Source organism: Pseudoalteromonas sp. APC 3355 (assembly GCF_030407615.1).
Lineage (GTDB): Bacteria > Pseudomonadota > Gammaproteobacteria > Enterobacterales > Alteromonadaceae > Pseudoalteromonas > Pseudoalteromonas distincta.
Genome location: NZ_JASDDB010000019.1, coordinates 1 through 14,762 on the forward strand (window position 1 = coordinate 1; position 14,762 = coordinate 14,762).

Genomic DNA, 14,762 nt, shown 5'->3' on the forward strand with positions numbered 1-14,762 from the left:
TATTTTTCGAGTCAACACTTTGTTTTAAACTTTCTTTTTAGAAGATTTAAAACCGAAGTTTTATTTAACTCTCTGAGTAGTTTGTGCCTTGCTATGCTTCAGCGTTTCCCGTCTCAGTGGGGTCGCATTATAGGGAGAACAGATTTTTACGCAAGCGTTTTATTGACAAAACTTTAAATAAAGCACTGTTCGCTGAGAATTTGAGCTAAACGCATTAAAAACACAACATAACTAGCACTTTATTAACATTTAACGCCTATTAAAGTGTTTGTTATGGCCTGCGCTATCAAAAAATACTGTCTACAGACCTGCTATTAAGTCATTTAGCTAAAAGCTATAGTTAAAGCCCGCGTAAAAACGACGACCTGAGTAGCTAGTATTGAGTAATCGCGCATCGGTGTCATTTCCTAAACGCGTTACTGATTCAGATTTAGTTAAATTAATAACCGCTGCGGTAAAGCTAAGCCCGTCGTATAAATTTACGGATGCATTTACATCGAGTTGTTCGTAAGGGTCTTGGTATACATTTAATCCGCTATTTAAACCGAGTACTGTTTCGCCGCGCTTATTATAAGAAGCACGTACATTAAAATAATCTCCTTCATAATAAACAGAGGTGTTGTACTGATACTTTGCACTACCTATTAAGGCCGACTGACCAAATTCTTCACCATTAATTGTTACATCTGCTCTATTGGTTTTGTTATAAGTGTAATTTACGTAAAAGCCAAAACCATTATCAAAGGCATGCTGAATAAATACTTCCGCGCCTTTTGATACTGCATCGGTGCCATTACCTACAGTGCTGTAAGGGGTTATATTAATAGTCCCTGCATCCACTATATTATTTTTACCAGCAAAGTTTTGCTCTACGTCGATCACCAGTGGCACAACAAAGTTATCTACTTTCTTATGAAAAAGTGCCAACCCAACAGCAGAACCTTCGCCATAATAATACTCAATAGATAAATCAGCTTGAACTGATTCAAATGGTTTCAAGTTTTTATTTCCGCCACTACCGCTAAAACCAGGAAGCTCGTTAAATGCGGCTCTATCTTCTGCCCATTCACCTGATACATAGGTAATGCGCTGCTGCGCACCTAAATCACTATAGTCAGGACGAGATATTACTTTAGCTATTGCCCCACGAATAACTAAATCGTCGGTTGCATCCCACGCTATATTAAAGCTTGGCAAAACTTGAGTGTCTTTGTTTTGCTGAGTGACTAATTGATAGTCTTCTACAAAACGAGCGTCACCTGTTACTGGCTCACCTGTTTCATCATTTGTGTGATCTAATTGGTAGGTATATAAGTCAGTAGATGAAGTAAGTGTTTTTGTTTGCACAACACGCACACCCAAATTACCTCTGACTTCACTAAATTCAAAATCACCTTGTATATAAAAAGCCGATATTTTTTCTTCTATATCGTAAACAAAATTATCTTCAATGCGTGTATAAGGTACATAACTAGCAGTGACCATATCGCGGTATTTATTCCAGTCGATACTTGGCATTTGGTTTATATCAAAACCACCTGCAATATTATTCTCACTAGTAAATACATTTTGAGCTAATGGCATTCCACCATTCCATTGGTAGCTATCAAAACGGGTAATACCTTGCTCACTTGCTTCCCCTGCAGCAATATCAAAATTTGGAGCTAAAAAGAAGGTGTTGCCGGTTTCACGGTGAAGAATTGAGTTGCGGTACTTAACACCGGTTCTAATTGTTTTTAAAAAGCCCCAATCAACATAAAAATCCACATCAGCTTGGTAGTAATCTTCTTCTAGCTCACTGCGTACAAAGCTTGAGTTTGAAGAGCCCGCATCACGACCGCCTCCAACTCCATTTTGTAAATTAACTAATGTGTTAGGGTCGATATTAAGTGACACATTATTTTGATTGAGTGACCAGCCAGCCGTTTGAGCTGCGTTTTGAATAGTGGCTGCGTTTTCGCCCGCGTTAGAACTTTTATACGCCGCTTCCCAGCTTTCTTCTGGGCCGCCCTCTGATTGTGTATTACCAATTACAAAGCGCGCTTTAAAATTATCACCTTCATAGGTTAAATTAAAATCAAAGGTATCGGAGGTAGATTCCTCACGTACGTAGCTGCCACGCATCCACGGAAATTGCATATCATTTTCGACACCACTTGCCATTGCATCGTATTGCATACCAGTAACAATAGTGCCCGACTCATCAAGATTTACATCCGTCAAAAAATCAGGATTTAAAGACCACTCTGGTATATCAATCACAGATTCTGTTCTGTCTTGCCCAAGTGTAAAACCAAAATAATTAAAGCCAAGCTCTAAACGATTTGTTGGTCGCCACTGTGAACTAAGTTGAATCCCTTCTCGCTCACGTTTTTCGTTAAGAACAGAACCTCGAACAACTTGCGGAAACCAAACGCCATCGTAACTGTTGCCGTTTGCATCATTAATAGTACCCCAACCGTTATTGTTATCAATTGTATTACCATGTATATCTGTTGCTTGCCCAGTGCCAGTATAGCGCCATACATTAGCATCAGTACCGCCCGAAAGCGTTCTGTTTGTCCGTTCCTGATAGGTATAGCCAACTAATACACCAAAGTTTTCGTTGTCGTTTTTCCATGAATATAAACCCGTAAACTGCGGCTCATACTCTTTTGTAACATCAGCGTAAGTACTCTCGACATTAAATACACCCGAGTTTGCATCCATATTTAAAGGTTTTCGGCTGTGCATTAATACAGTGCCACCAACCCCACCTTCATCTAAGCGTGCCTCTGCCGATTTATAAACTTCGACACTTTCAATCATTGAAGACGGTAACAAAGCATAATCAAACGAACGCGAAGGCTCCCCTGGAGAAGATGCTATAAAATTACCATTAAGCTGTGTAAAGGTAAGTTCTGACGATAAACCACGAATACTGACAGATGAACCTTCCCCGCCATCACGCTCAATTACCACCCCTGGTACACGCTGAAGTGAGTCTGCAACGTTTTTATCGGGGAACTTTCCAATGTCTTCCGCGGTAATGGCATCAACTACTGAGCCAGACATGCGTTTTACATCTAAGTTTTCGGCCATACTTGAACGGATACCACGTACTTCTATTACTTCCATATCTTTTGCGTGCTGCGAGTTTTCTTGCGCTGCAAAAGCACACGTAGAACCCAAAGCAGAAAAAATTGATACATAAAGTGACGACTTACAAAACGTTGAAAAAGAGAAAGGGTATATGCTTGCTACTATCATGTGAGAGGCTGTTCCATTTAAATCTGCTTATATAAAACCTAAAGCGAGAAGTTAGTCCTTTTACGTAAATTATTTACGAAATGGCAAAAATTGTTCCCAATTCTACACAGCCAAACTTAACCGTTTGTTAATCATCAATATTAAAACTAAATAAACGCCTCATATAACTGTATTGGTACCTATTGGATGAAACTTAAAATCCAACCCACACATCAAAACCACTCTTAATTAACAAGCTAAGAGAGGCTTTGTTGAATTTAAATATTTATAGCTTAAAAACAAATTATTCAAATCACCATGAAATCACTTTTTGCTGCTGAAGTTTACCAGTAGGATCTGCTTGCGTTTTAAGTTCACAGAACTCATTTGCCCAAATTGATGTACGCGCTCTTATTGGTGGTTCTTCACTATTTACACATTCCATAACCACATTAGCTACTTCGTCTACTGTTTGAAATACGTCAGCAGAGCGACCTTGAGCACTCGCAATGTACTGCTCTAATATTGGTTTATATTCATCATCTACAATGCCACCAGTTTGCTGAAACTGTGCTAACGCATTATTTGCAAATTCAGAGCTAATACCACCAGGCTCTACATTGGTAAAATTGATATTAAATGCTGGTGTTATATAAGTTGCTACCGATTCAACATAACCTTCAAGTGCGAACTTAGCTGCGCAGTAAATTTCATTAAAAGGTTGACCGACAAGGCCGCCTACTGACGATATATTCACAATATGCCCTTGGCGTGCTTTACGCATATGCGGCAAAACAGCTTTTGTACAGCGTACTACTCCTAAAAAGTTTACATCCATTACCCACTGAATGTCTTGCTCTGTAGTTTGTTCGGTTGTTCTTATATACCCTGCCCCTGCATTATTTACGAGTAAATCTATTTGTCCTTGTTCATCTATAACGTCAGTAATACATTGCTCAATACTTAGTGTATTTTGCACATCTAAATACTTTATTTCAGCTTGCACATTCGCGTTTTGAAGAGCGACTTCAAGTGCACCTTTTTTATCTAAATTACGCATAGTTGCCACAACAAAATAACCTTGTTGTGCTAGTTTTACGACAATGCTAATACCTAAACCAGTCGATGTACCGGTTACAATTGCTACTTTTTTCATCTTGTTTCCTGCTACTAAGTTAGTGCTGACTAGCACGGTACTGTGAGGGCGTTAGACCTACTTTGTTTTTAAATAATCGGGCAAAGTATTGCGGGTACGCGAAACCTAATGCATAAGCAATACTTGCAACAGAGTCGCTACTTTCTAATAAGCTATTTTTTGCTTTATCAATTAAATGATTATGAATGACTTGTTGTGCGGTTTGTCCGGTTTCTATTTTTAATGCATCTGTTAAATAGCGACTAGTCATATTTAGTGAGTCAGCAAGGGTATTAACACTCGGAATTTCATTGTTGTTATTGAGCACTAATAGCTCATCAAATTTTTCCAAAAACGAATCAACAATTGCGCTATGGGATTCTTTTCGCAATAAAAACTGTCGACGATAAAACCGTTCTGCATAGTTAAGCAAAACATTGATGTGTGCTAAAAGAATGTCACGGCTAAATTCGTCGTAGCTGAGCTTTGATTCGCTTTCTATATTCGCAATTACATTGGCAATTAAACGTTGCTCTTTTGGCGAAAGATGAAGTGCTTCATTAACGGCATAACCAAAAAAAGAAGCCTTTTTGAGTGCAGTACTTAGTGCATGGCCACGAATAAAATCCTCATGAAATACAATTGTTTTCCCTTGAGACTCAACAGTTACACCATTGCTATAAAATGTTTGCTGTGGAGAAAAAAACAATAATGTACCGCTACTACAATCATATTTAGTTTGCCCATATACAATCTCTCCTGCAGTCACCTTTTTTAGAGAAATAGCATAAAAATCGGTGCTAATAACACTTTGAGTATTTAAACATGCTTGGTAATTGTTTTGTGATGAACTGTCTGTTGTTGAAATGGCAAAAAGCGGATGCTCCGGCGCAGGTTTTCCAAGCGCGCTGTAAAAATCTGTGATATTACTAAAATGTACTTTATTCATAGGCCATCTCACTTTGGTTGCTGATAAATAGTTTATAGGCTTGATAAAATAATTACAGTGCACAAATCATCATAAAGTGTATACAAAAAAACGAAGGGGATAATTAGATGTGGTAGTCAGCAGTTTATACTTTAAAAAGCAAAACTGCCGGATGATATTTGAAAGAAGTAACAATTGCTAAATAGCGCTTGGTTAACCAAGCGTAGCAATAATCTCTGAAAGCTCAAGTAATGTCGGCTTTCCACCATAATAATTTGTATCTATATGATAACTATTACCAACCCAAAAAGGCGCTTTAGTTGAGTTGTGTCCATGTATTGAAAAGTCGACTCCATGACTTTTAACTACCTTATTTTGTTTAACTACTTCGCGATCCCACAATAAAGATTGCACGATTAGCGATTTATCATCAGGGTAATTTTCCCAATCCCACGATTGTGCAAATGTATGAGACAACCCTATTGTATAACCACGATACTCTAGTACTATTGAAAGCGGTTTAGTTAGTAACTCATCGCACATGACACTGAGCTTTTCACTTGATACCGACTTATGCCAATTGCCACCATTGTCAGTCCATAATTTAAAAGCCGCTTTATCATTACTTAATAATGATTCCAACATTAAATGCTCATGATTACCTAATATCATACATGCCCTAATGGCTTGTAAGTATGTAAATAAGTCATATGTTTTATCCCCGCGATCAACAAAATCGCCTAGGCAAAACAAAGTATCTCTTTCAGAGTTAAAATTTACGTTATTAAGTGCGTTTTTTAAGGCCGGTAAATCACCATCAAGATCGCCAATTACAAATACTCGGCACTCATCATTAATAAATATGGCTTGTTTTGAAGATACAGCCTGAATAGCGTTAATACCTATATCCAAAATAGACTCCTATAGAATGCAATCTAAAACTTAGATTAATACTTGAGTTTATAAAGCCTTAAGGTAACACAATATAGTTGATAATTAATGAAGGTAATAAGATTTGATTGAAACTAAAAATGCATGACAGCGGACTTTTGCTACAAGCTAAATAAGTAATATAGATAGTTTTTAGCCAATAGTAAAAAGCGGCTTAGCAAAATACCTGACGAGTTATTTGCCAGTTACCCGCACAAATTTTTCTGCTAATTCGTCCAAAGTTTCACGCTTATTCGGATCGGGCTTTATGCAGTCAATAGGGCAAACACTTACGCAAGTAGGTTTATCATAATGCCCTACACACTCAGTACATTTACTAGCATCTATTTGGTATATCTTCGCGCCCATATAAATAGCCTCATTAGGGCATTCTGGGTCACACATGTCGCAGTTAATGCATTTGCTATTTATGAGTAGAGCCACTTTTTAGCCTTTTCAATTAATATCATTATAAAACAAAAAGATAAGTAAAAATAAAGGTGTGTAAAGGCTAACTTTTGTGCAGCTCTAGTTTAATAAAAAGCCACTATTTTTTATTAAATCGTAACACACATTTGTAGCACCCCATTTTACTTTTGGGTGTAAATTACAACCGCGAATTATGCCTATCTTTCTCTGTTGCTTTGTTGATCTTAATCAATAGAAATAGCCGCACTTTTACTAAATTTGATATTATTATTTTAACTTTCCTAAGTTATTTATTTAAATTAATATAAAATTAGCTGACCTGCCAAAAAGCGCTTAGGCCCTCTACTTATATGCTAATCCCGTCAAAAGAACATTCAAATAAGGATAACAAGTGAATATAGTACCTCCAAGAATTTAGCCTTTTTCAAAGTGTTATTTGCGCAAATACTCTATGCCTAAAATTAAACCCTATTTAAAGCGTTAAGATGATCTAAATGATGCTTTACTCTTCGTACCATCACTTCAATTTACTTAATCGCTATCAACCTGGCTGTAATCAATTGGTCATATTATTCACTTAGTATTTATTTAAAATAAAATTCTAGACTGAGTAATGAAGACTTTTAAAAGCCCCCTGCCATCGAATTTAAATATTTCTTCTGAACAAAGCGATGTAAAAAACGTTATCAGCCATATTCGTAAATTCATTAGTCGTCGGACCAATAATACAGATGACGTAGACGATCTTGTGCAAGAAGCTCTACTAAGAACATTAAATAGAAATGACACATCAGAAATTGAAAACTTCCAGGCGTACATAAATCAAGTCGCAAAGTCTGTTATGTATAGTGATTGGCAAAAAAATAAAAACCAACCAAATAATGCAGAAGATATTGAGCTTTTTACAAATGATAATAGCGATCCAGAGGCGCAGTCTATTACAGAGCAAAAGCTCGAGCTCGTTAAAAGTGCGTTGCAAGAGTTACCACCTTTAAGAAGAAAAGTATTTAAGCTTCGACGTATTGACGGATTAAGTCGCGAAGAAATTAGTCTGCAGTTAAATATGAGCCAAGAATCTGTAAAAAAACATATTACGCGCGCAATGATACAAATAACGCTTAGCATTGAAAAAAATCAATAAAAATGTCCCCTTTATTACACTTTTACGCTCTTTATATTTAATCAACGCAGGTTAGGTTTTTTAATGAACGAACAACGCTTAGAACAGGCAGCAGATTGGGTAGATCGGATTAATGATTTAAATGATCATGACCGTGAAGAACTATCGCTTTGGTTAAAATGCACAGAAAATAAGAATGCATTTGAAAAAATAGCTAATGTATTTGGCGATCCTGCTGTTAAACAGGCTCTACACATTTACACTAAACAATATAGTTTACCGACTCCAATAATTACGCCTAATGCTAAACGCTCTAGAACTTTCCCTATGCTCGCCTTAGCAGCTAGTTTTAGCGCTATTGCTTTTGCAGTGTACTGGCTTGCTATATCTCAACAGACATTTACACCAACACCGATTGCAAAAACCGCAGTTAAATCTAGCCTGCCTCAGCTTTTAGAAGCACATTTAGGTAAACGTGTATCGCAGTTATTAGATGACGGTTCATATTTGCACTTAAATGCAGATAGTGAGTTAACTGCGCACTTGCTACCACACTCAAGGCAAATCGAATTAAAAAAAGGACAGGTTTTTTTTGATGTAGCCAAAGATAAAACACGGCCATTTATAATAAATTCAGGACAAGCAAGCATTAAAGTACTGGGTACTTCTTTTGATGTAGAGCGCAATAAAGATGAAGTAGTGGTAACTGTGTACGAAGGCAAAGTAGAAGTCTCGGCTTTAGATAAAGTGATATTAACTCCCTCTCAACAAGCTGTTATAAAAAATGGCCATATAACTGTAGATTATAGCCAGCAGTTAGCACAGCTCCCTGCTTGGCGAATGGGTTGGATTGATGCAGAAAAAGAACCTCTAACCAGTGTTATTAAACAATTGCAGCGTTACAGCCCTATGGTAATTAAAGTGGATAACACACTAAATAATACACTAATTAGCGGACGATTTAATCTCGAAACGCCACAACAAAGCCTTATGCTCATTGCATCAACTTATAACTGGAAAGTAGATAAGAAGAACAACGTACTTCATTTAACGTTACCTTAAATGAGTAAAAAATATGACTGTATTACTTTGATTAAATGATTATGCTAAAACAGGTACGTACATTAAATAAAAGTATTTTAGTGTACTTTTTTATCGGTGCTAGTTGTTTAACAACGTTGCCTAGTGCGGCAAAAAATATAAATACCTTTATTTATATACCAGCGGGTTCTCTCAGTGATAGTTTAAGAGAGGTAGCAAATGCATATGCAGTCTCTTTTAGTAGTAACCCTTCACTTATCAACGACAAAACTACGTCCACCTTAGTGGGCGATCATACACTTGCTCAAGCACTAGATTTTTTATTAAGAGGCAGCGAGTTAACATATAAAATTCAAGACAAGGGTTTTGTTATTTTTCAAAAAAAAATAACAACCAATAACGAAATACTTGAAGAAATAACAGTAAAGGGTATTCGCTATTCATTAGCTAGCTCACGAAATTTAAAACACAATAATAAAACGATTAGTGAAGCAATTTCAGCACAAGATATTACCGATATTCCCAATACTAACTTAGCCGAGGCCTTACAGTATATTCCTGGCGTAGCAATTACTCGCGAAGCAGGCGAAGGTCGCCAAGTTTCAATACGAGGTAACTATCCTGATTTTAGTTTGGTGACACTCAACGGTATGCCTGTGTTAGCAAATAATGATTCACCTATGGATAGTCGAGTACAAAAACAGCGCGATCGTTCTTTCGATTTCAATATTTTACCTGCCGAACTTTTTAAACAAATCCATGTAATTAAAGCATATTCCGCCGATAAAATTGCAGGTGGAATATCTGGAACAATGGCATTACAAACTATAAACCCTTTAGATAATGAGGGGTTTAAATTTATTATTACCCCAGAAGTTGGCTACAACGACTATGTGGGTACAGGCGCAAAACGCTATTCAAGCTTAATTTCTAACACGTGGAATAATTGGGGGGTACTTGCAAGCGTTGCATACACAACCAGAGAGTCGTTAGAGCAAGGTGCTAATACATTTCGCTGGCGTAATATTGCAATAGATGGGGCTGACCTATCGGCTTTAACCCAATCACAAGCACTGCATTTGACTCAAGGCGATTATATAGTTCCTCGTGGTAATCGGTACTCGGTATGGCAAGCTACACAGCAGCGATTTGGGGCAAATCTATCTGTAGAGTATAAAAATGAAACCACCCATTTTGATTTTGATATGCTCTCAGGGTTTTTAAAAGGGGATAGGCATGAATATCATTTATACCCTAGAGGGGAGCAGTCTACGCCTATAATTAAAGGGCTAACAACAATTACAGACATTCAAACGAATGAAAATAATGAGCTAGTGTATGCACGTTACGAAAATGCACGAGTCGCAACCGAAAGTAGAACCCAAGAAATAAATACGGCATATCAGCAAGGTGTGCTATCACTTACGCAACAAGTGAATACAAATTGGAAAGTAAGCGCCATATTAGGAAAAGAACAATCAAAGTATGACATTCCTTACAGTAATAAGATTTATACCCAAGGCATAAGTGACGTTACGATTGATTATCGTAAAACTCCATTTTATGCAGATATTAACTACAGTGAAAATTTAAAAAATCCTACAATGTGGCAAATGCACCATGGTGATATAGAACAATACAATTCAAATAGTGAGTACACCTTCGCAAAATTAGATTTTCAATATGACATTAATAGTTTAATAACCCTGCAATTTGGAGCTGATTGGACTCTGTTTGAAAATAAAATGTATAACGCACAGCAAAACGACATTTTTTTTAATGAATTAACCAACGCACCACAACAATTAACTGACCTTCCTGCGTCGTATGTTTCATCGCAAAATGCACATAAAAATCTACAATGGTTAAAAATAAACACGAATGAAGCACTTAAACTTTATGGCATCGACCCATTTAACATAAAAAATAATAGCTCATCAATTACCACTGAAGCTGAGCATATACAAGAATATAGTAGAGGAGCCTATACTTTATTAAGTACAGAGCAAGCACAATGGGAAGCTCATATAGGTTTGCGTTACCAATCAGAATCTATAACATCTCACACTCAAGCGCCTTACTCCCCTATTTCATATAGCCTTTGGCTTCCAACTTTTAATGGATCATATTTTATAAACGATAAATGGCGATTACGTGTAGGACTTTCTAAAAACTATTCAAAACCATTACTGAACTCACTAAGTTTTGATGGTTCAAACGATACCTCAAACAATAAAAAATATACATTTAACTCAAGTCTAAAACCTTACTTATCTTATAATACCGATATTTCCTTAGAAGCAGATTTTAGTAGTCGTAGTACGTTTAATATATCACTCTTTTATAAAGATTTGGATGATTACATAGTTACAACGCAAGTCCCCTTATCAAAAACTTCAGAGTCTACAACCCCCGATATTAATAACCTTTGGCTAAGTAATGCAGAATCAGCTTATCAGTGGGGAGCGGAAATAAGTTTAAATTATTTAATACATAATTCTGACTGGGGTATCAACCTACAAACAACTTACAATAAAGGCAAAGTCACGTATTACGACTCAAATAATGGCTCAGCTTTATTTAAAAAAAACCTACCTTTTTTATCTAAAATAACCGCCTCAAGTATGATCTTTTACGATCACCCTAAGTTCAATTTTAAACTAGGCGCTATTTTTAGAGATAAATATTTAGTTCGGGCAGGCAGTCTTTTGCTCGATGAAAACGAAACAGGGTTTATGCCGACTGTTTATTGGGATGCAAACCTAAATTATTATTTTTCTAATCATTGGAAACTTAAATTTAGCGCATTTAATCTCAGCAATGAACAAGAGCGACAATACAGTAACTCAACACTAAGAGCCTATAACTCAACCACAAGTGGTCGCACTTATTACTTGGGGTTGAGTTATCAGTATTAGATAATCTCCCCCGTTTTCAAATCAACGCTAAAATTCTCACCTTGGGTATGCTTACTAAATTTTGCCATTATTTTTATTAACAAAGCCAAGTACTGCTGTGTTTGCGTATCTGTTTTACAAGTCGATTGAGCTAAAAACTCATTTAGCTGTTGATAAGTAATACGCTTTTGAGGTGTTATATCTGCAGTTACATCACCATTTCGTAATAAATAAAAATCTCGAAGCCATTCTTTTGTAGATACAGCTTTAAGTTGAATTAGCAAATTAGGCGAGACTTTATTTAAACACTGCATATCTGTAAACCAATCTGCTAAATAGTGATTATCGTTTAGCCATGCCACTAAATTTTTTGGCCAATCGCGTTTTAAAAAACGCTGACTAATAAGTCCAAATAAATGCTGTTTAGTAAAATCACCATAATTTTTTGAGCTCAAAATAGTTCGGTCAAAGTTACTAAGGTTATGCCGATTACGATATAACCATTCCTCTTCATATAAACCAAATAAATCATTAAAACCAGGAACATCGTTTAATGTATGAGTACTTACCAATGCGGTTTGCTTAGCTAAATTTAGCTCTGCAACCTTATATGCAGCTTTATAAGCAGCTAAACTTGGCACTTGTACATTAACTAACTGTGAGTCCCGATTACTTGTTACCAGCGCCGTATCATTAAGATGCATATGCCCTGCAAAATGTAGTGTTAGTCCTGTATCTGCAAGTATTTGTGCTGTAAGGGGTGTAGGCACTCTAGGTAGTGAAAAGTGGCCACGACTAAACACTTTATGTAATTCATCATTCGCATTATCGTAAAACTCTCCCATTGGAAAGTGACTAAATGCGATCAGTGTTTTGTTTTGCTCTTTTGACCTTTTTACAACCGTTTTTATCCACTTTAACAGTAAGGGCTTTGCATCAATTAAAGCATTATAGCCGGCACTAGACGACCCCTTAAAAGTGAGTGGCGAATTTTGCCATTGTGGTGCATACACATTGGCATCTATTGCCATTAACCAAACACCTTTTATGGGCTCAACTAAGTAGCTCGCATCTGGCATCGTTATACAATGATTCATATCATGAGGGTCACACCATATAAACTCTCGGTTTTCATAAGGTGTTTCATATAGCACGTCACTTTTATGTTTGCTAAATCCAAAGTCATTAAGTGTGCTTAATATTTCAGTGTATCCCCAGTTCTTTAAACCATCATCACATACAGACTGCTTAGTCATACACTTTTCATGTTGATAACTATACACGCCAAACTCTTTACCTTGAGCCGTTAAGAAGTCAGCTTTACCTGCCGGTGTTGTAAATGGCTTTACGGGGTCATGATTGCCTGGAATCGCAAAAAAACGCATCCCATATTTTTTTCCATAATGGCCTAAAATACGTGCCAGAGCCCTTACATTAATGGGTTGGCCGTCATCAGTAAAATCGCCAGGTAAAACGACTAACTTAATTTCTTTTTCCACCAGCTCATCTAATACATGTAAAAAAACGAAATAATTTTCATTGAAAAGTCGCGTTGAGTGAAGCTGCGCATACATACTGCGCACCAGTAATGGTTGCTGTGACCCTACATCCTTTGGTAGCTCTATGTTGTCTGTATTATGTAAATTAGCAAAAATATCATGTAGATGAATATCGGCTAAAAATGCAACTTTAACCGTCTCCATCTTCACTGCACTTTTAACCTCGTAGTACGAGGTAGCACTCACTTTAAATGTAATACATAACCCAATCCATAGTGCTAACCATAGTGCTTTGAGTCTAATCATGATGGCTTTATCCAGTTTTCACTCAACTTATTATTTAGAGCGCGGTAATGGATAAAAGGGGACATAAAATTTTATAAACATGCTTTTCAATTATGAAACTTTTATTAAATGCATATTTTTGTGTCCCCTAATTTATGAATGCCCGCTCTTAGATAGCAAACTCAACAATTGAGACGTGGTATGCCACTTTTTATTTTTATTATTTTTGCAGATTATGTAACTAGCATTAACGCTATGCCATTAAATACCTTTCAAATGATTGGCTCACATAACAGCTATAAAAAAACATTAAACGTAGGCGTTAATAATAAATTAAATACTCTAAATCCTAAACTAATGGCCCGTATTGATTACGGTCATTCTCCCATTATTAAACAGTTAAATAGCGGTGTTCGCCATTTAGAAATTGACGTTTTAAAAGACCCTAATGGTGATTTATACATAAAACCTTGGGCTAATACTTTTGCAACGACTCCTTTATTTAATGAGTTAGAAAAAAAGCAATTAGCTACTCCTGGATTTAAAGTAATGCACATTCCCGATATTGATGTGCAAAGCCATTGTGTATTGCTCAGTGGATGTTTGAATACACTCAAAACATGGTCAGAGGCAAACCCGCAGCACTTTCCTATTGTTGTAATGCTCAATGTAAAAGAAACGCGATCAGATGTAGTTCTGGGCAATAATCCACTTAAATTTACACCGAACGATTATTATTTACTCGATGAAGTAATTCTAAAGTCGTTACCTAACTCATTATTCACGCCCGATAACTTACGTAAAATACCGTTATCTTTAAACCAAACAGTCGTTAGGTTTGGGTGGCCAAGTACACGCGCCTTGGCTGGTAAGTTCATATTCTTATTTGATGGCAATACACAGCAATCGGCACTTTATAAACAAAATAGGCCTTCGTTAAAAGGGGCAAGCATGTTTGCCAATTATGATGAAAACCAGCCCGAAGCTGCTTTTATGATTGTAAACAACCCTACACGCGACTTTTATAAAATTCAGCAACTTGTACTTAAAGGTTACATGGTGCGCACCCGCGCAGATGCAACCTTAAGTGCAACCAATTCTCAGCGAGCAATCCAATTTAATGCCGCGAAAAATAGCGGCGCACAAGTAATTTCGACCGATTTTATACCCAGCTCGCCACAGCAGGCGCGCTTTAACTATGTGGTGCAATTTGACGAAGGTCATTTAGTGCGCACAAACCCTTTTATTAATAATCAACTTTAAATTAAAA

At 36.7% G+C, this 14,762-nt stretch carries 10 protein-coding genes; 4 read left to right on the forward strand and 6 right to left on the reverse strand.

Annotation, left to right across the window (positions count from 1 at the left end):
* Nucleotides 1-327: 327 nt before the first annotated feature.
* The 5 genes from QMA08_RS18725 to QMA08_RS18745 form a co-directional block, all read right to left on the reverse strand.
* A complete protein-coding gene (locus tag QMA08_RS18725; protein WP_290175209.1) occupies nucleotides 328-3,249 on the reverse strand; it encodes a TonB-dependent receptor in 2,922 nt (973 codons plus the stop codon).
* A 292-nt stretch (nucleotides 3,250-3,541) separates the two neighbouring features.
* Nucleotides 3,542-4,384, reverse strand: a complete 843-nt coding sequence (locus QMA08_RS18730; protein ID WP_002961275.1) for an SDR family oxidoreductase — start codon at nucleotides 4,382-4,384, stop codon at nucleotides 3,542-3,544.
* 19 nt (nucleotides 4,385-4,403) lie between these two features.
* Nucleotides 4,404-5,312 carry a helix-turn-helix transcriptional regulator gene (locus QMA08_RS18735; protein WP_002961276.1) on the reverse strand — a complete coding sequence of 303 codons (909 nt, stop codon included), beginning with the start codon at nucleotides 5,310-5,312 and terminating at the stop codon, nucleotides 4,404-4,406.
* Nucleotides 5,313-5,504: 192 nt separating this feature from the next.
* Entirely contained in the window at nucleotides 5,505-6,203 is a 699-nt protein-coding gene (locus tag QMA08_RS18740) for a metallophosphoesterase (RefSeq protein WP_290175210.1), read from the reverse strand.
* A 213-nt stretch (nucleotides 6,204-6,416) separates the two neighbouring features.
* Nucleotides 6,417-6,665 carry a YfhL family 4Fe-4S dicluster ferredoxin gene (locus QMA08_RS18745; protein ID WP_002961279.1) on the reverse strand — a complete coding sequence of 83 codons (249 nt, stop codon included), beginning with the start codon at nucleotides 6,663-6,665 and terminating at the stop codon, nucleotides 6,417-6,419.
* Nucleotides 6,666-7,263: 598 nt separating this feature from the next.
* Here QMA08_RS18745 and QMA08_RS18750 point away from each other — a divergent pair.
* The 3 genes from QMA08_RS18750 to QMA08_RS18760 all read left to right on the forward strand — a co-directional run bounded on the left by QMA08_RS18750 (nucleotide 7,264) and on the right by QMA08_RS18760 (nucleotide 11,729).
* Nucleotides 7,264-7,791 carry a sigma-70 family RNA polymerase sigma factor gene (locus QMA08_RS18750; protein WP_290175211.1) on the forward strand — a complete coding sequence of 176 codons (528 nt, stop codon included), beginning with the start codon at nucleotides 7,264-7,266 and terminating at the stop codon, nucleotides 7,789-7,791.
* A gap of 63 nt (nucleotides 7,792-7,854) precedes the next feature.
* A complete protein-coding gene (locus QMA08_RS18755) occupies nucleotides 7,855-8,832 on the forward strand; it encodes a FecR domain-containing protein (protein WP_039488746.1) in 978 nt (325 codons plus the stop codon).
* Between the two features lie 41 nt (nucleotides 8,833-8,873).
* Nucleotides 8,874-11,729, forward strand: coding sequence for a TonB-dependent receptor (locus QMA08_RS18760; protein ID WP_290175212.1), 2,856 nt, complete (start codon nucleotides 8,874-8,876; stop codon nucleotides 11,727-11,729).
* Here QMA08_RS18760 and QMA08_RS18765 read toward each other — a convergent pair.
* Nucleotides 11,726-13,513, reverse strand: a complete 1,788-nt coding sequence (locus QMA08_RS18765; RefSeq protein ID WP_290175213.1) for a metallophosphoesterase — start codon at nucleotides 13,511-13,513, stop codon at nucleotides 11,726-11,728. The genes QMA08_RS18760 and QMA08_RS18765 overlap by 4 nt on opposite strands.
* A 180-nt stretch (nucleotides 13,514-13,693) precedes the next feature.
* Between QMA08_RS18765 and QMA08_RS18770 the strand changes: the two genes are divergently transcribed.
* Nucleotides 13,694-14,755, forward strand: a complete 1,062-nt coding sequence (locus QMA08_RS18770) for a Ca2+-dependent phosphoinositide-specific phospholipase C (RefSeq protein ID WP_290175214.1) — start codon at nucleotides 13,694-13,696, stop codon at nucleotides 14,753-14,755.
* The last annotated feature ends 7 nt before the right edge of the window (nucleotides 14,756-14,762 follow it).

What these genes read in the sequence shown, in the direction of transcription:
- QMA08_RS18725 (WP_290175209.1), bottom strand. Translation starts at nt 3,249, where the DNA reads ATGATAGTAGCAAGCATATACCCTTTCTCTTTTTCAACGTTTTGTAAG.
- QMA08_RS18730 (WP_002961275.1), bottom strand. Translation starts at nt 4,384, where the DNA reads ATGAAAAAAGTAGCAATTGTAACCGGTACATCGACTGGTTTAGGTATT.
- QMA08_RS18735 (WP_002961276.1), bottom strand. Translation starts at nt 5,312, where the DNA reads ATGAATAAAGTACATTTTAGTAATATCACAGATTTTTACAGCGCGCTT.
- QMA08_RS18750 (WP_290175211.1), top strand. Translation starts at nt 7,264, where the DNA reads ATGAAGACTTTTAAAAGCCCCCTGCCATCGAATTTAAATATTTCTTCT.
- QMA08_RS18755 (WP_039488746.1), top strand. Translation starts at nt 7,855, where the DNA reads ATGAACGAACAACGCTTAGAACAGGCAGCAGATTGGGTAGATCGGATT.
- QMA08_RS18760 (WP_290175212.1), top strand. Translation starts at nt 8,874, where the DNA reads ATGCTAAAACAGGTACGTACATTAAATAAAAGTATTTTAGTGTACTTT.
- QMA08_RS18765 (WP_290175213.1), bottom strand. Translation starts at nt 13,513, where the DNA reads ATGATTAGACTCAAAGCACTATGGTTAGCACTATGGATTGGGTTATGT.
- QMA08_RS18770 (WP_290175214.1), top strand. Translation starts at nt 13,694, where the DNA reads ATGCCACTTTTTATTTTTATTATTTTTGCAGATTATGTAACTAGCATT.